Origin of the sequence: Catalinimonas locisalis (assembly GCF_038039535.1) — a bacterium.
In the GTDB taxonomy this organism is placed as follows: Bacteria; Bacteroidota; Bacteroidia; order Cytophagales; family Cyclobacteriaceae; genus Catalinimonas.
Window position 1 is genome coordinate 32,453 of sequence record NZ_JBBPHP010000033.1, and the last position, 22,991, is coordinate 55,443.

Here is a 22,991-nt window from a genome sequence, read left to right on the forward strand (position 1 = left end):
GATGGATCTGTTTCAAGAACTACAATATAAAAGACTACGATACCAGACCCGTAGACATTTTCTCAGACAGTGCACTTCCGGTTTGGGTGCGATAGCCTTTGGTTCACTGATGGGCTGTAACCCTTTTTCATCTTCTTCAGTTGACAAAAAGATGGCGATTGACGCCAATCCTATGGCCAGCAAGTTTCCGCATTTTGCGGGTAAAGCCAAGCGGGTTATCTATTTGCACATGGCAGGTTCTCCCTCACAACTGGAGCTTTTTGACTATAAACCAGAACTGGCCAAACTGCATAACCTGGATTGTCCGCCTTCTTTGCTGGAAGGAAAGAAATTTGCCTTTATTCAGGGGGTGCCCAAAATGCTGGGACCACAGGCCAAATTCAAACAGCATGGGCAATCAGGTACGATGGTGTCCAATCATTTGCCTTACTTTTCATCTGTGGTAGATGAGGCGGCCATCATCAAAACCATGCATACTGATGAGTTTAATCATGCGCCGGCACAGCTGCTCTTGCAAACCGGTGGGCCTCGTTTGGGAAGGCCCAGCATGGGTTCGTGGGTGACTTATGGCTTGGGTACTGAGAATGAAAACCTGCCGGGATTTATGGTGTTGGTGTCAGGAGGAAAGACACCCAGCGCAGGAAAAAGTGTGTGGGGTAGTGGATTTTTGCCCTCCGTCTACCAAGGCGTGCAATGCCGTTCCGAAGGTGATCCGGTCTTGTATGTTTCTAATCCTGAGGGCATTGATGGTAAGCTCAGACGGACTACTCTGGATGCGATCAACAGCATCAATGAGAAGGAGTATCACGATGTACAGGATCCGGAAATTCTGACCCGCATCTCGCAATACGAAATGGCGTATCGTATGCAAACTTCTGTGCCTGAAGTGATGGACATTGACAAAGAGCCGGAGCATATTCACAAAATGTATGGTACCGAACCCGGCAAATCTTCTTTTGCTAACAACTGCCTGCTGGCCAGAAGGCTGGTAGAAAAAGGCGTACGCTTTGTACAACTCTTTGACTGGGGATGGGATTCGCACGGTACCGACAAAAGCACTGCGCTGGAGGCTGGTTTCCAGGACAAATGCCGACAGGTAGACCAGCCCATGACGGCGCTGATCAAAGACCTGAAGCAGAGAGGCCTACTGGAAGAAACCCTGGTGATCTGGGGAGGAGAGTTTGGCCGTACGCCCATGCAGGAAAACCGTAATGGCAAAGAGATGCCTTTTATGGGCAGAGATCACCACACCGAAGCTTTCACAGTATGGATGGCCGGAGGAGGCATCAAAGGAGGAGTGACTTATGGGGAGACTGATGAAATCGGCTATTACGGAATCAAAGACCGGGTGCATGTCCATGATCTGCAGGCAACCATTTTACACCAGCTGGGGATGGACCACGAAAGGCTTACCTATCCATTCCAGGGCAGGGATTTCCGGCTCACCGATGTAGCGGGTCATGTTGTCAAAGATTTAATTGCCTAAAAATTTCTGATCTTCTATGTCCATGAACCGCAGAACATTCCTTGCTCAATCCGGTGCCTTAAGCAGTAGTTTGATGTTAAATGACCTTCAACTGGAAAAAGAACAGCCACTGCCATTTTCCATTCCTGCCAACTTTTCCATCAAAATCATGGCGACCAACTGGGGCTTTCAGGGAAGTTGGGATGCCTTTTGTGCCAAAGCCAAAGACAGTGGTTATGATGGCATAGAAGTGTGGGTGCCCCAGCAACAGCAGGATATTGATCAACTGATGAATGCGGTGGATAAGCATGATCTCTCTTATGGATTTCTGGTTGCGGGTGCAGACCGTGATTTCAATAAACATCTGGCCCAGTTTCAGCAATCGCTGGTCAAGGCACTCAGTCTGAAACCGCTTTTCATCAACTGCCACTCTGGTAGAGACTATTTCACCTTTGAGCAGAACAAACAGATCATTGACTATACGACGCAAAAGCATCGTGAAACAGGAATCAATATTTACCACGAAACACATCGCTCACGGATGCTGTTTGCCGCGCACATTGCCCGGCAGTTTATTGAAAATATTCCCGAACTCAGGCTGACGCTGGATATTTCACACTGGTGTAATGTCCATGAATCTTTGCTGCAAGACCAGCAGGAGACAGTGACCCTGGCGTTGAGTCGGACGGGGCATGTGCATGCCCGGGTAGGTCATGCGGAAAGTCCGCAGATTACCGATCCCAGGGCTCCCGAATGGAAACAGGAGGTAGAAACCCATTTTGCCTGGTGGGATCAGGTGGTGAAACAAAGTATTGAGCAGGGAAGAACCCTGACCATGACCGCGGAATTTGGACCACCCAATTATATGCCTATGGTGCCTTTGACCCGTCAGCCTCTGGCTGATCTCTGGGATGTGAATGCCTACATGATGCAGCTCTGGAGAGAAAGATATGGCGGTTAAATATTTTGTGAGTAGACTTTTTGAAGCTTATTTGCTTTTTCTTAGACCATGCGATTCTCTTATCTACACAACCTGTTATTCATGAAATTAAGAAGCCCTTTCCTGCCCTTTTTTATTCTCGTTTTCACGCTGGCTCAGGCATCGGCTCAACCGCTGATCATTCCCATAGAAACCGAGCATACCGCCCAGGTGCTACAGGTCGGCGAAAATCAGGATCTGGACATCATCTATTTTGGAAAAAAGCTGAGTAATACCGATGAATATAGACAGGTTCCGGCAGTCTATCGTCAGTCTGAGGATTATACGAATATGCTCAATGCGGCCTATACTTCTTCGGGCTCGCGCAATTTGCTGGAACCTGCCATCAGTGTAACCCATGCCGATGGCAACACTTCTCTGGATCTGAAATATGTGAGTCATGAAACCGAGAAAGTGGACGACAATGTATCTGTTTACACCATTTTGCTCAGAGACCCAGTCTACAATTTTGAGATAAGCCTTTTTTATAAAACTTACCAGCAGGAAGATGTGGTGGAGCAGTGGTCAGTCATCCGCCACAAAGAGAAGAAGAATGTGACACTGCACAAATTTGCTTCGGCCAATATTTATCTCAAAGCGGATGATTACTGGCTGCGTCAGTACCACGGCGACTGGGCCAAAGAAATGCAGCCGGAAGAGACTCAACTTACCCACGGCATCAAAGTGCTTGATTCTAAATTAGGTACCCGTGCCCATCTTTTTCAACCACCGATGTTTATGGTTTCTCTGAACAAAATCGCTACGGAAGAGGAAGGGCAAGTGCTCTATGGCGCTTTGGAATGGAGCGGCAACTTCCGCATTGACCTGGAAATGGACCCGCTGGATAACCTGCGCATCATTGCTGGCATGAATAATTATGCTTCCGACTACAGCCTGAAGCCCAATGAGGAATTCAAAACTCCGGCTTTTTTGTATACTTTCTCTAGCCAGGGAAAAGGTTTGGCCAGCCGAAACTTGCACAACTGGGCCAGAAACTACCAACTGCTGGATGGCAAAGGGACTCGTCTTACCTTACTTAATAACTGGGAAGCGACCTATTTTGACTTCAATGAGGAAATTCTGAAAGGCCTGCTCAAAGACACCAAAGAACTGGGAGTAGACTTGTTTTTGCTGGACGATGGTTGGTTTGCCAATAAATATCCCCGTAATGGTGACAATGCCGGTCTGGGCGATTGGGAAGCCAATCGTAAGAAATTGCCCAATGGCATTTCTACTTTGGTACAAGAAGCGGAAGCCAATGATGTAAAATTCGGTATCTGGATAGAGCCGGAAATGGTCAATCCCAAAAGTGAGTTATATGAAAAGCATCCTGATTGGGTGATTAAGCAACCCCAGCGGGATGAGTACTACTTCAGGAATCAACTGGTGCTGGACCTGAGCAATCCCGAAGTGCAGGATTTTGTCTTTGGTGTCGTAGATGATTTGTTTACTGAGAATCCTGCTCTGGCTTACATCAAATGGGATTGTAATGCGGTGATTTATAATGCCTACTCGGCCCATCTGAAAAACCAGTCGCACCTGTACATTGAGTATGTGAGAGGATTGTATGATGTGCTGGAAAGGGTGCGGGAGAAATACCCCAGCGTACCCATGATGCTTTGCTCCGGCGGTGGCGGAAGGGTAGATTATGCTGCTCTTCAATACTTTACCGAATTCTGGCCCAGCGACAATACCGATCCCCTGGAACGCATCTACATGCAGTGGGAATACTCCTATTTCTATCCGGCCATCAGTTCTTCCAACCACGTGACCGACTGGGGCAAGCAACCGATCAAGTTTCGCACCGATGTGGCCATGATGGGGAAACTGGGATTTGACATCGTAGTAGACGAACTGGCTCCACAAGATCTGGAATTTTGTCAGCAGGCGATTGAGCATTATGATGAAGTGAAGGACATCATCTGGCAGGGCGATCAATATCGCCTGTCTCATCCAAGAGAAAGCAGTGTGGCTTCCCTCATGTATGTGGATGAAGCGAAATCTTCAGGCGTGATTTTCAACTATCTGGTGAACCCACGCTACCAGGCAGGCAGCCACAGGCCTATCTGTCTGAAAGGGCTGGATGTGGATAAACAATACAGGATAGAAGAGATCAATCTGTATCCTGGTACACAGTCTACCCTAAAAACTGACCAAAACTATTCCGGTGATTTTCTGATGAAGGTAGGCTTCAATCCTGATGTGCGTGCCGGACGTAACAGTGTGGTCTTGCAGATCAGAGAGGTGGACTAAATTGTTCAGCCATGAAGGAGCGCATCACCACCCAACCTTGGGGAAAGCATCAGGAGAAAGAAGTCTACCTCTTCAGGATAGCAAATACAGATGGGACCTTTGTAGAACTGACCAATTACGGGGCATCCATCGTCTCCATTCATGTTCCTGACCGCAAAGGTGCATTGGGAAATGTGGTGTTGGGCTTTCCAAGTCTGGAGGGTTATGTACAGGATCGTTGTTATATAGGAGCTACTATCGGCAGGTTTGCCAACCGGATCAAAGGCGCTGAATTCACATTGGACGGTAAGCGCTATGTGCTGGAGGATAATGATCATGGGAATTCCAATCATGGCGGTTGGAGTGGCTTTCATGCCAAAATCTTTGACTTTGAAGTAGGGGAGGATCAGGTAGTTTTTCATTTGCACAGCCCTGATGGAGAGGGAGGCTATCCGGGAAATCTGCGACTCAGTGTTAGCTATTCATGGAATGAAGCACATGAATTGTACATCCATTATGCAGCAACTACAGATCAAAAGACCATCGCTAACTTCACCAACCATGCCTATTTCAATCTTTCTGCCGAAGCATATTCCATTCTTGACCATGAGTTGAGGGTTGAAGCTCAAGAGATGCTGGAAATGAGGGATGAATTTATTCCCACAGGAAAAATTGTTCCCGTATCGCACTCAGGTTTTGCTCAGGATAAGATACGAGATAAAATGACGATCCGGGCTAATGAGATAAGTGGATTAAACAGCTGCTATGTGCTGGATAAAAAAGCCGGAAAGCCTGATGCTACTTTATTTGACCCTTTATCAGGCAGGATGATGGAAGTATTCACCTCCTATCCTGGCTTGTTGCTCTACACGGGAGATTACCTTTCCAGTCAACTACCCGGCCATCTTTCAAAAAATTATAAACCCTTGGATGGCCTCTGTCTGGAATGTCAATATTACCCTGACAGCCCTCATCATCCTCATTTTCCCTCCACCGTGCTGGAGTCTGGGCAAAATTATGAAGAGAATATTATATTCAAGTTTAAAGTAAGATGATGATATTATAGTATTAAAACAATTTGGGTTGAATGTACTCGGTAATCAGTTTTTAATTTTAATCTAATATAATGTGCTTTTTTCTACAGAGTATTTTAAATTTTAATAGAAGTGATACAGTAGATGGTATAGCATTTTTTTAGCGTCACATTCATAGTTTGCAAAGGCGGAGTGCCGCTCAATAGGTTTCCTGTTATTGTCATATCCAAAAGCTTCTCCACAACCCTAAAAGGTTTGAGTATTTTTCTTTTCAACATAAAGTACACCTCATCATCCCTAGGAGCAAAGCTAAGGTGAGGCAATAATGATGTGTCAATTAAAGAAAAAATGCCATGAACTCATCATTTGCTTCACCACTTCCTTCCTCTTCATAGCTAAACGAACTTATATTTAAAACTGTATTTACTCTTGTAATGTGTATAAATGCCCTCGTTTATTGTTTTGGAATTATCTATAACCAAGCATCTTGCTACTTTTTTTCTATCATTCATATGTAGAAAAGCCCACTTTTTTAGCATTTAAATTGTAAAGGTGATAGAAATAATTTGAAAAAAAATCCCAAATCTCTAAATTGGTCAGAATACTCGCACTAAATTTCATATTTTTTTAATTATAACGCTTATTTCTTCATGAAATCGAAAGGCTTTTCGGAACTGAGTGATGCTGGGCTTTGGGAACTGGTCCGGCAGGATAACCGTCTGGCTTATGAAGAAATTTATCATCGTTTTTGGTCAAAAATTTATTTCGCTGCCTACAAAGTATTAAAGGATCAAGAAGTAGCCAGCGACATCACCCAGGAAGTATTTACATATCTTTGGCTCAAGCGTAACACTACTGATATCAGCAATTTATCCTCCTACCTCTATGGAATGGTCAGGAATCTGGTACTAAAAAGTTTGAGGGATGGAAAGATTGCTCAGACCCATCTGGACCGTATCCAACAGGTAACTTTTGTCAACCATACGGAAGAAACTATTAATTTTAACCAGCTACAGGAAATATATGAGTCTAGTATGGCTAATTTGCCAGCACGCTGTCGTGAAGTTTTTCATTTGAGCCGAAACGAGCATAAAACGGTTAAAGAGATTGCTATAGAGATGAATATATCTCCAAAAACGGTTGAAAACCAAATCACCAAAGCCCTTAAGCTACTGAGAGTTGCCTTCCGTGAAGTAGTTCCTATCGCGTTTTTTTTCTTCAATGAAGTGCTTCTAGAGAGATTTTGTAAATTATTTTAGCTTTAGCGTAAGGGATCTAGGCTGCTTATGATACTTAATAGTAAGTATCCATCAAGCCAGGGATCAAATGATAAACATTTGTGATGAATAAATCTTCGCAAATTAGTGTTGACCGTTGCTTTTCAGTGATAAAGCATTTAAAAAAGGGAAAAGCAAAAAGAATGGATGGATCAAAGAGATAAAAAAAGAGGGAGACATTATGTTACGCAACACCAGCAGTTTATTTTTATTCATAATTATAATCTTACCGTTACTCTTTTTTTCTTGTTCAAAGGAGCAAAAGATTCAGGAAAAGTATTTATTCAACTTATTGCCCCCCTCACAAAGCGGTGTTGATTTTACCAATACACTGATTGAAAGTGATTCCATAAACATCTTAAGGCAGGCCAATCTGTATAATGGAGGTGGAGTAGGAGTTGGTGATTTTAATAAAGACGGCTTGGTGGATATCTACTTCGCAGGCAATCTGGTAGCGAATAAACTGTATCTGAATAGAAGTCAGGTAAAAGATGGGGAAACTGAAAGTAAACTGCAGTTTGAAGACATCACCGATAAAGCTGGAGTAGGAGGTGAAAACAGATGGTGTACCGGAGTGTCCGTGGTCGATATCAATGCGGATGGCTGGTTGGATGTATATGTTTCTGCCTCATTTCTTGATGACCCACTGCTGAGAAAAAACCTTTTATATATCAACCAGGGACTTGGAAATGATGGCATACCAGTCTTTAAAGAATCCGCAGAAGCTTATGGTTTGGCAGATGCCGGTTTCAGCACGCAGGGTGTTTTTTTTGATTATGATCAAGATGGTGACCTGGATATGTATCTGGTGACCAATGAACTGAACGATCCCAAAACCCCCATTCAGTACCGGCCCAAGGTAGCAGATGGCAGTGCTTTAAACAGTGACAGACTGTACCGAAATGATAGCCCGCCAAATAGCGCACATCCTATATTTACGGATGTATCCCGAGAAGCAGGTATCCTGCTGGAAGGCTGGGGTCATGCGGTATCAATTTCTGATTTTAACCTGGATGGCTGGCCTGATTTATACGTAAGCAATGATTTTGTTTCCAATGATGTGCTGTACATCAATAATCAGAAGGGGCCGGATGGTAAAGTTACTTTTACCAATAGAGCGTCTGACTATATCAAGCATACCGCCTGGAATGCGATGGGTACCGACGCGGTGGACGTTAATAATGATGGATTTGTGGACCTGATGTCTCTAGAGATGCTTCCCGAACAGAACCTCAGAAAAAAAACCATGCTGGGGGGCAATGAATACTTTAATTATTTCAACAATGCAAAGTATGCTTATGAGCATCAGTATGTACGCAATGTACTCCAACTCAGTACCGGCATGACGCCCGAAGGGCATCCTACCTTCGGAGATGTGGCGTTTATGGCCGGAGTGTACCAGACAGACTGGAGCTGGGCACCACTCATCGCCGATTTTGATAATGATGGCCTGCGCGACATGATCATCACCAACGGCCTTCCCCGTGATGTGACTGACCTGGATTACATCGTATATGATAACGGTCAGAGTAACTACGGAGGAAGTACCAACGCCTCCCTCAAGATGGTGGAAGAATACTTTCCCATCGTAAAAATTTCAAACTATGCCTTCAAAAATACCGATGGGTATGGCTTTGCCGATAGCACCAGCAGCTGGGGATTAAATTTACCCTCATTCTCAAACGGTGGGGTTTACGCAGATCTGGACAATGACGGTGACCTGGATGTGGTAGTCAACAATATCAACGACCCGGCTTTTATTTATGAAAATACTTTGAATGGCAAGCGTGGCCAAAACGAACATTATATCAAAGTTGAGCTTAAAGGCAAAGCAACCAACCCCGGTGGCATAGGCGCAAAATTGCATATACATTATGCCGATGGTCAGCAGCAAATTTACGAGCATCAACCTACCCGAGGATATTTGTCTACCGTAGATGCCAGGGCGCACTTTGGCTTAGGAAAAGCTACTATGGTAGACTCCATGCGTATTGACTGGCCGGATGGCAAAAGTCAGTTGCTTACCCAAATTCAAGCGGATCAGACCCTTACGATATCCTATTTAGACGCAAAAGAAAATCCTAAAAACACATCCGGGTATCACGAAATGCCTTTCTATACTTCTCAGGCAGCAGGTCAAGCATCTTCACTGATGACATCAGCTTCACAGCATGGAATTCGGTACAAACATCAGGAAAGAGATGCGATAGACTACAACATACAGCGTACATTACCCCATAAAATGAGTCAGTACGGTCCCGGAATAGCGGTTGGAGATATTGATGACAATGGGTATGATGATTTTTATGTAGGAGGATCAGCCGGTAATCAGGGAAGATTTTTCATGCAGGATGCCCGGGGAAATTTCTCAGTAGACACTACACGCATTGCCTATGCTGATAATTCTGAAGCAGAAGATATGGGCATCTTACTTTTTGATGCAGACAATGATCAGGATCTTGATTTATACGTGGTAAGCGGGAGTTATGAGTTTCCTCCAGATCATTCGGTGAACCAGGACCGCCTGTATATCAATGATGGAAAAGGGAATTACCAGATCAGCATGACTGCTCTTCCAAAATTAGTATCTAATGGTTCCTGTGTACGTGCCGCCGACTATGACCAGGATGGTGATCTTGATCTTTTCGTAGGAGGCAGGTCAGTCTCAGGAGCATATCCTCTTGCCCCTAAAAGTTATATTCTGGAAAACGAAGGCGGGATGTTTAATGATGTGACGCTACAGTTGTGTCCTCAGCTTCAGGAGTTGGGCATGATTTCCGATGCCTTGTGGTCTGATTTTGATCAGGATGGCTTAGTGGACCTGGTAATTGTAGGAGAGTGGATGCCGCTTACCTTTCTGAAAAATACTGGAAATCTGTTTGAAAATGTCAATGCATCATCAGGCATCAGCGAACATACAGGTTGGTGGAACAGCCTTACCTCTGGAGATTTTGACAATGATGGCGACATTGACTATGTGGCAGGAAACTTAGGCCTGAATTCCAACTATCATGCTTCAGCCAAAAAGCCCATGACCATCTATGCCAAAGATATGGATGATAACGGGAAGATTGACCCTATGGTGTTTTGCTATATGATGGCCGAAGACAGCACCCAAAAATCTTTTCCGATGCATACCCGTGATGATATGATCAGCCAGTTGGTAGCCATCCGTAAAGAATATCCTACCTACAAATCCTTTGGCCGTGCTACGATGGATGATATCTGGAACGCAAAAGCTAAGGAAGGAGCCATAAAGATGCAGGCCACTCACTTACAGAGTAGTTACATAGAGAATCTGGGAAATGGAAAGTTTTCCCTGAAGCCACTACCCAAAGCAGCACAGATGGCACCACTATATGGTATGCTATCAGAAGATATAGATCAGGATGGTAAGCTTGATCTCTTACTGGTAGGAAATGATTATGGCATAGACCCGATCTCAGGCAGACATGATGCGTTCAACGGACTATACATGAAAGGTGATGGAAAAGGAAATTTTGAGGCCCTGACGATTGCCCAGAGCGGCTTCTTTGTACCCGGCGATGCCAAAGCTTTAGCAAAAGTACATTCTGCACAGGGTAAAGATCTGATGATCGCCACTCAGAACCAGGATAGCCTGCGGGTATTTAGTAATAATTCTGAAATAAATCCGGTACCACATCAATGGGTCAGTCTGAATACTGATGATTTTTGTGCTGATATCGTGTACCATGATAACAGCAGGCGCCATGTGGAATTTTATTACGGAAACACTTTTTTATCGCAGTCTTCCCGTAAAGTGAAAGTAGATGCCAACGTAGAAAGTGTGGTGATTACCAACTTCATGGGGGAAAAAAGAGAGGTAATACCATCAGGGATTTAATTGCAGTCTGATGAGTCAGAAGCGCTAAGTCTTTCATCTGAAGCTTCCACCTTATGGAGGCAGTAATCCTCAGTACGCAGAAATCATAGCCATCCACGATTTATTTATTTTTTTAACTGATGCATAGGGGATAGTTATCACTTGTGGTACTTAATATAAAGAAGCAGAAAAAATTATCTATGAACGAAAGTCAGTTCCGGGCCTTACTTGATAAATATGTACAGGGCACTTGTACACCGGAAGAGATAAAACTACTTCATCGGTTTTATGATTCTTTTCAGGAGGAGGAGCTGGAAGAAGAGCCAGATGCCTTTGAAATGTGGCTTATCCAGGAAAAAATACATAGAAGCATTGAACGCTCATTAGAACAAACTGAGCGAGAGGAACATAACGCGCGTAAATATCAAATCTCAAAAAAGTATTCTCTCTTAAGAGCTGCCGCAATCATATTCATCTTTTTTGGAATAGGTATAGGAGGCTATTACGCCTATGACAACATGCCTGAGCCTCAGATGGCATGGGTAGAAAAAATTACTAAAAAAGGACAAAAGGCCACCCTTACATTGACGGATGGTACCAAAGTTTATTTGAATGTAGATAGCAAGCTGACTTTTCCCGAACGATTTGATACTGATAAAAGGGAAGTGGTTTTAGAAGGTGAAGCTTTTTTTGATGTAACAAAAAATCCTGAAAAACCTTTTATCATTAGAAGTGGTAACCTTACTACAACAGTACTGGGTACTTCTTTCAATATCAAAGCCTTTGACCATGAAGACCCTCAAGTAACCGTCGTGAGCGGTAAGGTAAAGGTGAATGCATTGAATACCGACAGCACTCACAATGAAGTACTTTTAACACCATTCCAGCAAGCTTTTTATGATGGTCAACTCCATAAAAAAGAGGTTGAAATACGCCCCTTTATTGCCTGGCGCGATAAGGTAATCCACTTTGACGAAGTGAGTCTGGAAGAAGCAGTGGTAGTACTGGAGCGCTGGTTCAACGTCAGTATTGATATTGAAGGCGAGCAAATCAGGAAATGCAAAATATCTGGAAAGTATCTCAATGAAAATCTGATCAATATCATGAAGAGCTTTGAGCATATTCTGGATGTAGAATACACCATAGATGCTGAAAGAAAGCTCACCATCAAAGGTGAGAAAGGATGCAAATCACAAAACTAATACTACTATGAAACAACCTGAAAACAAAAACAGAGATCCTTAGCAGCCGGGCTTTGGATAGACTAGCAGGCTTACGGGATGATATCCTGAAGTGAATTAAATTTTACATCAACCTATCTAACTATGTCAAACGATATACAACCACCTACCAGAACTGTATTTCGACATACCACATTAGTATTTGCACTATTTTTTGGCTGTATTATTTTTTCATCAGCTGAAGCATCAGGGCGACGGTATGTCGACGAGGTACAAATCTCAATCAAGCTCAAGAACAGTTCAATTGAAGAAGTCTTTATGGCTATAGAAGAAGCCACAGACTATGTTTTTGCCTACGGAGAGGAAGTTAAAACCCTCAAAACAACTTTCACTCTTAACTACAAAAATGCGGAGGTGAATGAAGTGCTGAGGGAAGTAGGCCGAAAGGCTCGCCTGAACTTCAAAAGAATCAATAATACCATTTCAGTAAGTGTTGCCAAAGTCTCAACCATTGCACCGCTTCCCAATCCGCCAGTTAAGCAAGCCATCAACGTGAGCGGTAAGGTAACCACCCTGGAAGGTAGCGAAGCACTACCTGGTGTAAATGTACTGGTAAAGGGTACAACCAACGGAACCATCACCGATGTTGACGGTAATTATAACTTATCGGTGCCCAATGGCACAGATACGCTCCTTTTTTCATCTATTGGATATGCTTCTCAGGAAATTCCCATAAATAACCGAAGTGTAATTGATGTTACCTTGGCAGAAGATGTTCAGGCATTGAGTGAAATTGTAGTAACCGGTTATGGAACCCAAAAGAAAGAGTCTGTTACCGGAGCAATATCTACAATAGATAGTGAAGACATTGGGCGAGTGAAAGGTGGTGGTACAACGGTAAGTACCGGCCTGGCAGGTAAATTACCCGGTGTGGCATTTCGGCAAACTGATGGACGCCCTGGCGCTGGGGCCGCCATTCAAATTCGTAACATGGGTAATCCACTTTATGTGATAGATGGAATTCAGCAGGATGAGAAACAATTTAACAGGCTTGCTCCTGCCGATATTGAGAGCATCACAATACTTAAGGATGGTGCCGCTGCCGTGTATGGTGTTCGTGCTGCTAATGGTGTAGTGGTGGTGACTACCAAAAGAGGAAGCACAGGGAGTGGGAATACAGTAAGTCTGGATTTCAACCGTGGTTTCCAAAACTGGGTGGCTTTTCCTCAAGTAACCAATAGTTCTTATGTATGGGCCTTAGAAAAGATTCAGGCAGATGTCAATGGATTCGGCACAACCAATATTACCCCTGAAGACCTGGAAAAATATAGAATAGGTGAAGAACGTGGGTACCAAAGTTTTGACTGGACAGACTTTATTATCCAGGAAAACTCTCCTACCACTCAAATCAACGTGAGTGCTACCGGGGGAGGAGAAAAAATCAATTATTATATAGCTGGTAACCGAAATTATAGCAATTCAGTTTTGGGAGATGAATTTGACTATGGCCGTACCAACATCATCAGTAATGTGGATGCACAGATCAGTGACAGGCTCAAGGTAGGATTGGGAATCAATGGATATGCTGAAAAAACTGAAAATCCCGGAATTCCTGGCGGGGATGATTATTGGCTGCCCAGATACGCTATTATGCGGAACACTCCCTGGGAAAGGCCATATGCCAATGATAATCCAGAGTACCTAAATGACATTAAGCATAATGAAACTAACTGGGCTTATAATAATTTTGAGTTGGGGGGGTATCTTAGAGATGTTAGAAAATTTGGGCAGATCAATGCAACTGCCGAATATGATATTCCGGGTATAGAAGGTTTATCGGCAAGAGGTCTGTACTCTTACAGTGATGAAGAGCGCCAGTTAGACGTACACGAATATACGTATGATGCTTATACTTACTTTCCAGCCACAGAAGAGTCAGAAGAAGAGTATAGGGTAACCGGGGGTAGTTCTAATCCCTGGAGACAAAGAAATGTTGATAAAATACAAAAAACCAATACTCAATTAGGTTTAAATTATTCCAATATCTTCGGTGACCATGAAGTAGGTGCTTTGTTTTTAGCAGAGCGTTACGAAGAAAGGTTTCAGGGTACTTTTATGCGCTCAGTACCCAAAACTAATATTCTCCCTCTCATCTATTACAATGACGTCGTGGATTTCACCGATGCTGATAATCAAATTGCTCGCCTGGGTTATATCGCAAGGCTCAACTATAGCTTTGCCGGTAAATATTATGTGGAAGTAGCTGGTAGACGCGACGCTTCCTGGAAATTCGCTCCTGATAAGAGAGTAGGTTATTTCCCTTCCGGGTCCATTGGATGGAGAATTACTGAAGAGGAGTTTATGCAGAACTGGCTAGGCAATTCTAATATATTGGATAATCTGAAGCTTAGAGCTTCTTATGGTATATTAGGAGATGATGATATTGGTATAGGTCCTTATGATTACCTCCCAGGATATAACTATAACCAGGGTACAGCTATCCTGAATGGTAACCCGGTGGTAGGTACTCAGGATAAAGGACAGCCGATCACCAATATCACCTGGTTTGAAAGTAGAATACTTGATATTGGGGCCGACTTTTCAATGTTTGGAGGTAGGTTAAGCGGTAGTGTAGATTACTTCCGCCGCCGACGTACTGGCCTCAGAGGTAGAAAATACGACATAGTAGTACCTAGTGAACTTGGCTATACCCTGCCCGATGAAAATGTGAATAGTGACCGGCAGTTTGGTGGGGAAGCCATGCTTGCTTACAATGGGAATATTAATGACTTTACTTATAAAATTGGGGCTAATATTTCTTATGCACGTAACAAGTTTGAGTCTTCCTATAATCCTATATTCTTTAACTCTTATGATGAATACCGCAATTCTATTGAAGACAGATATACAGGTATTCAGTGGGGTTACCAGGTAATTGGCCAGTTTCAGGACCAGGAGCAAATCAATAACTATGAAGTCAATGTGGATGGAGAAGGTAATAGGACCTTGCTTCCCGGGGATTTGATCTATAAAGATTTGAATGGGGACAATAAAATTGATGGTTATGACGAAAGACCCATTGGTTATAGTACCAATCTCCCCTTTATCAACGGAGGCTTAAATCTGGTTGCTGGTTGGAAAGGTTTTGATTTTGCTATGGACTTCTCCCTTCAGTCAGGCTATTCCTTTACTGCTGAAAATGAATTGAGCCGTGCTTTCCGAGCCAATGGGGGTAATATCGCTGAGCATTTGAGAGATGCATGGCACAGAGAAGATCCTTACGATCTGAACAGCGAGTGGATACCCGGTTACTTTCCACCTAACAGGTTCAACCAGGGTGGCTTAAGTTCGGTAAACAAGCGTTCAGATTTTTGGCTTAGCAATATAACTGCTTTTCGTGCCAGAACACTTCAGATAGGCTACTCACTACCAAGTTCAATCATTGAGCGGGTACTGATTAAGCAGGCTCGTGTCTATTTTAACGGGTACAACTTATTCTCACTCCATAATGTGAAACGCTACAACACTGATCCGGAAATTAGTGATACTAACGGTTTACAATATCCTCAACATAGGGTAGTAAGTGTTGGAGTAAGCCTTTCTCTATAATCTTTAAATTGAAAGACATGAAAAAGATACAATATATATTAATAGCAATTCTTTTAGGTTCTGGGTGGGCATGTGAATCAGATAGTGAGTTTTTGGACAGGCCACCCGCTGAGGTATTGACTACCGAGCAGGCATTTAGTGATCCAGCTCAGGTATTATCTATCCTTGCCAACCTGTACAACCGTCAGTTCTCGGTTAACAGACTTTCTGATTGGCAGACTTTCGCTGATTTCAACGAAGTAATGGTTACTGCTAATGATAACCTGACTAACTTCTGGCATACCAATAATACCTGGTCTTTTTCCGGCCCTAATGATTATTGGACAAGCTGGGATTATACGTACATCAGAGAACTTAACCTGTTTTTGGAAAGAATAGAAGATGCTACCATTAATGAAAGCCTGAAATCAACTTATTCTGCGGAAGCAAGGTTTCTTCGTGCCCTCTATTATTTTGAACTGACCAAATTATACGGAGGAGTACCGCTTATCCTTGAGTCGCAAACTTATGACTATAGCGGAGACCCTTCTTATCTGCAGGTACCGAGATCTACGGAGGCAGAAATGTATGATTTTATCATTCAGGAGGCCGAAGAGTTAAAGTCTTTACTGCCGATAGATGCAGACAGTAAATCCCGGGCAAGCGCGGCAGCAGCAGTGGCGATGAAAGCCCAGGCCGCAGTTTTTGCCGGCTCACTGGCAAAATATAATACGTCTACTCCCTCCGTATCTCTCTCCGGAGGAGCGATTGGTATTCCAGCCGAAAGAGCAGACGGGTACTATCAAACTGCATTGGATGCTGCCCAGGAGATTATTGGAGGCTCCGTTGGCGCTTATGCTTTGTACAATAAGATTCCCACTAACCTTTCGGAAAATTTTGCGGCACTATTCTATGATAAGAATGCCAATCCCGAAACCATATTTATTGAAGAATATTTGCTGAAGTTTAAAACCCATGGTTATACCATTGTGAACCAGCCACGTTTTGGAGCGGAAGAAGAAGAGGGCGGTGCGATCAATCCTTCGCTTAATCTGGTACAGGAATTTGAGCTGCTGGACAATACTTTTGCACCGCTTCCTACTGTAGATGAGAATGGAGACCCCATTTACTACGACAACCAGCAGGATATCTTTGCTGGCAGAGATGCCCGCTTGGGAGGAACAGTTATTTTACCGGGAACATCTTTCAAGTCTCGTCCGGTAGACATTTGGGCAGGGCTGCAACTCGCTGATGGTACGGTCGTATCCGGTAGCGAACGTGGGCAACTAAGAGATATGCCGGGAAACTCGGTGCCTGTGCAGGTAGTTGGCTTTGACGGACCTGTGGCAGCTACAAATCAGAATGCCCTGGCAGGATTTTATGTCAGGAAATATCTGGACCCAGCTCCTGGGTCAGGCAGAAGAGGTACACAGAGTGATGTATCCAGAATTCGTTTCCGTTACGCTGAAATCCTGCTCATCGCTGCCGAAGCTGCTTTTGAGCTAGGGCAGTCTCAACTTGCTGCAGATTATATGAACGAAGTACGTGCAAGGGCAGGCTTCACCATTCCTTTGACAGCCGCGGATATTACTTTTGACAGAATAGTGCATGAGCGTAGAGTAGAGTTCGCTCTTGAAGGTCAGTATTTCATGGACTTAAAGAGGTTTAGAATTGCGCATGAAATATTTGATGGAGTTTTTATGACTGTGGAAGATTTGCGTTCAGGTTTAGGGGAAGCCACCAACAGAAGTACCCAGCCCTGGGCATTATGGCCTTATAAAATTTATGATCCAGGCAATGAAAACCATGGTAAATGGATATTTAAGGAAGTTTTACCCAGTAGGGTAACTGCTGCTGACAACTGGCAACTTGGGAATTATTATAGTCAGATTAACAATGATATTCTGAATAATAACCCGAAACTGGTTAGACAGCCTCTGCAATAAGTATTCAATATTAAAACTGAAGATCATGAAAATTAAATTTCATTATATCATATCATTAGCATTGAGTACGGCTTTATTTTCCTGTGAAAAGGATAATTATGAAGCACCATCCTCATTGTTAAGTGGCCGTCTTTTGTATCAGGGAACTCCCTTAAACTTTGAATATAACAGAGTAAGCTATGAACTATATCAGGATGGCTTTGGTAAAACCGGTCCTTTAAATGCAGGTATACCTAATGTTCAGGGTAGTTTTTTTACCTCTGAGGGAGAGTACTCTCAACTACTGTTCAATGGTACTTATAAAATGGTGGTTCCAAACGGACAGGGACCTTTTTTGTGGGGAGAAGAAGCAGATATGCCGGATACTGTAATAATTAATGTGTCGGGGAATACTCATCAGGATTTTGAAGTTATCCCCTTCTGGATGATCAGAAATACCCAACTGAGCGGCAGCGGAAATCAAGTAAGCGGTACATTTGCTCTGGAACAAATTGTAACAGATGCCAATGCCAGGGATATTGAGAGTGTCACCCTTTATGTGAGTAAAACGCTCTTTGCCAATTCGCAAACTAATGTAGCCACAAATACTATTGAAGGGAATGCGCTCATCGATTTGAGCAATGTAAGTCTGAGTGCTACGGTGCCTGAGCTTGTACCTACGCAATCTTATGTTTTTGCCAGCATAGGCGTAAAGCTTACCGGGATAGATGATATGATCTTTTCCCCTACGCAAAAGATTGACTTATAATTATTTTGCTGAAAAAGCCCAAGATTATTCAAATAAGTCACCTCATGTTGTGAAGACATGAGGTGATTCTGCTAAAAATGTTTTAAACTGGATACACACCACCAATATGATGAAGATGGGGAGAATGTTGTTTTTAAGGTTTATCGGGCATCGCTATGCCGGGCAACGAATCGCTGCACAACGAGTAACTGTACCACTGTTTTCAATACTACTATTTTTGATAATTGGCTTTATGGCACAAAGCTGTATTGACCAGAGTCATAGCAACAGTATCAGTAATGAAACAGAAAGAAGGGGAGAGGTCTTGTTCTTAGGCCATGACAGCCAGCATCATGATTCAGACAAATACGCTCCCTGGCTGGCCACTTCTTTATTCAGAGAAGGTATCAACCTCACCTACACCACCAATCTTGACGATCTCAACGAAGAAAACCTGAGTAAATATGATGGCTTAATTATTTATGCCAATCATGATTCTATTTCCTCCTCACAGGAAAATGCGCTGAAAAGTTTTGTAGAAGGTGGCAAGGGGTTGATTCCGCTACATTGTGCTACCGGTTGTTTCAAGAATTCTGACTGGTATATCAATACCATAGGCGGGCAATTCGCTTCGCACGAAACCGGTGTCTTTTCTGCTGAAATTGTCAACCATGAGCATCCGGTAATGCAAGGTATGGAAAATTTTGAAAGCTGGGATGAAACGTATGTGCATCAGCGCCTCAACCCCGATATGACTGTCCTGATGGAAAGGGTGGCCGGCAATCCGGGAGAGGGAGATCATCGGGAGCCTTATACCTGGGTGCGCAATCAGGGAGAGGGAAGGGTTTTTTATACCGCTTACGGTCATAACGATAGTACCTGGACCAATGCCGGGTTCTTACAACTGGTGAATAATGGTGTACTCTGGGCAATAGGAGATGACGCACAGGAGAAAATTGCCAGGCTCAATATTCCTGATGTAGACATTTACGATTCCGTAAAAATATCAGATTTCACCAAACGCTACCGGGTTACCCAAATGCAGGAGCCTCTTAGTCCCCAGGAATCGCAAAAACTGATACAGGTACCAGTAGATTTTAAAATTGAGCTTTTCGCTGCTGACCCGGATATCATCAATCCCATAGCCATGTCCTGGGATGAAAGAGGTCGCCTGTGGATTGTAGAATCTGTGGATTATCCCAATACCTTTAAAGAAACGGATGGTGCTGCCAATGACCGCATCAAAATCTGTGAGGATACCGATGGAGATGGTAAAGCGGATAAATTTACCGTGTTTGCCGACAGTCTGAACATACCCACCAGCATGGTATTTGCCAACGATGGTGTTATCGTATCTATGGCACCCAACTTTGTTTTTCTGAAAGACACCGATGGCGATGATGTAGCCGATGTTAGGGAAAATATCATTTCCGGCTGGGGAAAAAATGATACGCATGCCGGTCCTTCTAACTTACAATATGGCTTTGACAATAAGATCTGGGGCGTACTCGGCTATTCTGGATTTGAAGGAAAAATAGATGGAAACAGCACCAGCTTCAGACAGGGTGTATACCATTTCAATCCGGATGGAAGTGATCCGGCGGGGCACCGCTTTGAGTACTTGGCGAGTACCAGCAACAATACCTGGGGCCTGGGATTCTCCGAAGAGAATAATGTTTTTATCTCCACAGCCAACAATACGCATAGTGCCTTTTATTCTATTCCCGCCCGACATATGATGCGGGAGCTTCCCGAACTTGTAGCTGATGCTTCGGGAGGGCAAAGCGAAAGCAGCAGGTCAATCAATGCCGTGGAAAAAATTGATGGCCACTATGATGTGCATGCCATGACCCCCAACCTGAGGCAGGTGGATGTAGTCGGTGGATTTACCGCCGCTGCCGGACATCATTTGTACACTGCCAGAAACTATCCTAAAGAATACTGGAACCGCATCGCTTTCATCAATGAACCTACTGTGAGAGTAGTGCATAACGCAATCATTGAGCCGGATGGAGCAGGCTTCACTGAAAAGGATGGGTGGAACCTGATGGCAAGCTCTGATGAGTGGTTTGGACCGGTACAAAGCCAGGTGGGTCCCGATGGTGCGGTTTGGGTGGCTGATTGGTACAATTTTATCATTCAGCATAATGTGTTTGTAGAACGGCAGGCCCCTTCCCGGATGGTGCTTCCCTTTACAGAACAGCCTCACGGCCAGGGCAACGCCTTCGTCAGTAAATTAAGGGATACCAATCACGGCCGTATTTATCGTGTAGTCTATAGAAATGCCAGGCCTTACGAACCTATGTCATTATCTAAAGATGATGTGGATGGGCTGGTGGAAGCGTTGAAAAATGACAATATGTTCTGGCGGATGACCGCCCAGCGTCTCCTGGTAGAAACAAAAAACAAAGAAGTTATTCCTGACCTTTATGAAATCATCAATAATCAGGAAGTAGATGAAATCGGACTGAACAGCCCAGCCGTTCATGCGCTGTGGACATTACATGGATTAGGTGCGTTGGATGGTAGCCATCAGGAAGCACTGGATGTCGCCACGAAAGCGCTGTCACATCCTGCGGCAGGGGTAAGAAAAGCCGCCATCAGCGTTTTACCCAAAGACCAGCAGAGCATGGAAGCCATTCAGCAGGCAGACTTGATTCACGACGATGCGCTGAATGTCAGATTAACTGCTTTACTGGCAATTGCTGAAGCCCCGGCATCAGAAGCACTGGGTGAAATGGTTTTCAAGGCAACGATAGATTCTAAGAATACCGATGACCCCTGGTTGAAGAAAGCTTTATTGGCAGCAGCCATCAACCAGCAGCAAGGTTATCTGAAAGCAGCCAATGCCGATCCCTCAGGAGAGGGTGAGAAAGGTTTAAGCGCAAGAATCGCAGCAGTGCTGGAGAAAGAGGTGTATGAGCTGCCCCGCCGGGGCACTATCCCTTATCCGGTGGATGTCAAAGGCAAAGAAATCATTGTCAAAGCTTCCGTGTCAAAAAGAGAAGAGCAGCCCAATGGGGTGATCGTGGCACAGGGAGATCAAACCAACGGGTACGCCATATTCATTGAGGAAAACAAATTGAATATGCTGGTAAAGCAGGAGGGTAACAGTTATCTGGCCAGTAGCAAAAAGTCCCTGCCTGATCAATATGAACTGACAGGACAACTCAGCGAAGGCGGAAAAATAAGCCTTTGGGTAGATGAAAAAAAGGTAGCCGAAGCCAAAGCACCATCCCTCTTCAATCAGCCGCTGAACTCAGTGATACGCACCTCCTATGACCTGGAAAATGAAGACAAAATCGGTGCATATGAAGGAGCAAATCGCTTAAATGCAGAATTGAGAAATGCTTCTTTGGAATTAAGAAAGCCTCAATCAGAAACGCAAATGCTGGCGGCTAACAATGGATCGGAAGAGGAGGTGACTTCAGCAAGTGATACGAAAACGATCTACCTCAAGATAGTGCCGGACATGATGAAATACGATAAAAATCAGATTACGGTAAAACCCGGACAAAAAGTAGTGATTGAACTTGATAACCAGGATGGTATGCAGCATAATCTGCTTGTCATACAACCCGGAACTTTAGAAAAAGTAGGTGCTGCCGCCGATGCTTTGGCCCGTGACCCTAAAGCTGCCCAGCAGGATTATGTACCTGTGATGCCGGAAGTGCTTCATGCGACCAAATTACTGGACCCGGAAGAAGTGGTTACCCTGACTTTTACTGCGCCATCAGAACCGGGAGACTATCCTTATGTATGCACATTTCCCGGTCACTGGCGTATGATGAACGGTATTATGAGGGTGGAAGGAAACGATAACATCTCTGAGTAGAACACAAAAGAGGGAAGTTTGAAGCAGGAAGCTCAAAGTGTAACTTCCAGCTTCCTGCTTCAGACTTACAACCTGTCCAGATAGAATGATAAACGATTAATAAAACATAAACATGAAACACAACCTATATAAAAAAGTATTGCCCGTAGCTGTCCTGCTGATATGTAGCACATTTTTGACGCAGTTTACTTTCCCGGCTGACCAGCAAAAAAAGAAGCCTATCCAGGTGCTCATGGTGGGTGGAGGTTCTTCCCATGACTTTGACCGCTGGTACCGGCAGGAGGACGTAAGTACGCTGGAGAAGAAAGGTTTTGCTTCAGTAACCTATACGGATGTCACCGATTCCATTGATGAATATCTGGCGGATACCGATGTACTTTTACTCACCAATAATCAGCCTATCTCTGACCCAAAAGTTCGTCAGGCGATCTTTGATTTTGTGGAAGCTGGCAAGGGGCTGGTATTGGCCCACGCAGCCTTGTGGTACAACTGGAAAGACTGGCCTGAATACAACCAGCAACTGGTCGGTGGTGGGTCAAGAGGACATGACAAGTACGGCAATTTTAATGTTAGTATTGATGCAAAGCATCCGGTTACAAAAAAAGTAAAAGGTTTTTCTCTGGACGATGAGTTGTATTATTATGAACCTGATACCAAAGGACCGGGAATTGAGGTACTGGCAACAGCCAGTGCCGAAGGCTCAGATAAAAGTTTTCCTTCGGTATTTGTAGTCAATAATAAAAAAGGAAGAATTGTGGGGATCGCCTTAGGACATGATGCCGCAGCCCATGAACTTCCCCAGTATGAATTGCTTTTGAAAAACGCTGTACAATGGGCAGCAAATAAGTGATGAAGTAGGAAGCAGGCTAAACTTTCAACTTCC

At 44.0% G+C, this 22,991-nt stretch carries 12 protein-coding genes; all 12 read left to right on the plus strand.

Annotation, left to right across the window (positions count from 1 at the left end):
- Window position 1 precedes the first annotated feature (1 nt).
- The 12 genes from WJR50_RS25925 to WJR50_RS25980 all read left to right on the plus strand — a co-directional run bounded on the left by WJR50_RS25925 (window position 2) and on the right by WJR50_RS25980 (window position 22,958).
- Window positions 2-1,486: a DUF1501 domain-containing protein gene (locus WJR50_RS25925; RefSeq protein ID WP_341296219.1), complete on the plus strand. Its 1,485-nt coding sequence runs from the start codon at window positions 2-4 to the stop codon at window positions 1,484-1,486.
- A 22-nt stretch (window positions 1,487-1,508) separates the two neighbouring features.
- On the plus strand, window positions 1,509-2,426 hold the full coding sequence (locus WJR50_RS25930) for a sugar phosphate isomerase/epimerase family protein (RefSeq protein WP_341296220.1): 918 nt from the start codon (window positions 1,509-1,511) through the stop codon (window positions 2,424-2,426).
- Between the two features lie 81 nt (window positions 2,427-2,507).
- Window positions 2,508-4,697, plus strand: a complete 2,190-nt coding sequence (locus WJR50_RS25935) for an alpha-galactosidase (protein WP_341296221.1) — start codon at window positions 2,508-2,510, stop codon at window positions 4,695-4,697.
- A gap of 11 nt (window positions 4,698-4,708) precedes the next feature.
- Entirely contained in the window at window positions 4,709-5,731 is a 1,023-nt protein-coding gene (locus tag WJR50_RS25940) for an aldose epimerase family protein (protein ID WP_341296222.1), read from the plus strand.
- 629 nt (window positions 5,732-6,360) lie between these two features.
- Complete coding sequence (locus tag WJR50_RS25945) at window positions 6,361-6,969, plus strand: RNA polymerase sigma-70 factor (protein WP_341296223.1); 609 nt, start codon at window positions 6,361-6,363, stop codon at window positions 6,967-6,969.
- A gap of 310 nt (window positions 6,970-7,279) precedes the next feature.
- Window positions 7,280-10,852: a VCBS repeat-containing protein gene (locus WJR50_RS25950; protein ID WP_341296224.1), complete on the plus strand. Its 3,573-nt coding sequence runs from the start codon at window positions 7,280-7,282 to the stop codon at window positions 10,850-10,852.
- Window positions 10,853-11,031: 179 nt separating this feature from the next.
- Window positions 11,032-12,033 (plus strand): FecR family protein, encoded by a 1,002-nt coding sequence (locus WJR50_RS25955; RefSeq protein ID WP_341296225.1) that lies wholly within the window; start codon window positions 11,032-11,034, stop codon window positions 12,031-12,033.
- Between the two features lie 123 nt (window positions 12,034-12,156).
- On the plus strand, window positions 12,157-15,621 hold the full coding sequence (locus tag WJR50_RS25960; RefSeq protein ID WP_341296226.1) for a TonB-dependent receptor: 3,465 nt from the start codon (window positions 12,157-12,159) through the stop codon (window positions 15,619-15,621).
- A gap of 17 nt (window positions 15,622-15,638) precedes the next feature.
- Entirely contained in the window at window positions 15,639-17,546 is a 1,908-nt protein-coding gene (locus WJR50_RS25965; protein ID WP_341296227.1) for a RagB/SusD family nutrient uptake outer membrane protein, read from the plus strand.
- Between the two features lie 25 nt (window positions 17,547-17,571).
- Window positions 17,572-18,294: a DUF3823 domain-containing protein gene (locus tag WJR50_RS25970; protein ID WP_341296228.1), complete on the plus strand. Its 723-nt coding sequence runs from the start codon at window positions 17,572-17,574 to the stop codon at window positions 18,292-18,294.
- A gap of 232 nt (window positions 18,295-18,526) precedes the next feature.
- A complete protein-coding gene (locus WJR50_RS25975) occupies window positions 18,527-22,108 on the plus strand; it encodes a PVC-type heme-binding CxxCH protein (RefSeq protein ID WP_445223490.1) in 3,582 nt (1,193 codons plus the stop codon).
- 112 nt (window positions 22,109-22,220) lie between these two features.
- Window positions 22,221-22,958 (plus strand): ThuA domain-containing protein, encoded by a 738-nt coding sequence (locus WJR50_RS25980; protein WP_341296230.1) that lies wholly within the window; start codon window positions 22,221-22,223, stop codon window positions 22,956-22,958.
- Window positions 22,959-22,991: the final 33 nt, after the last annotated feature.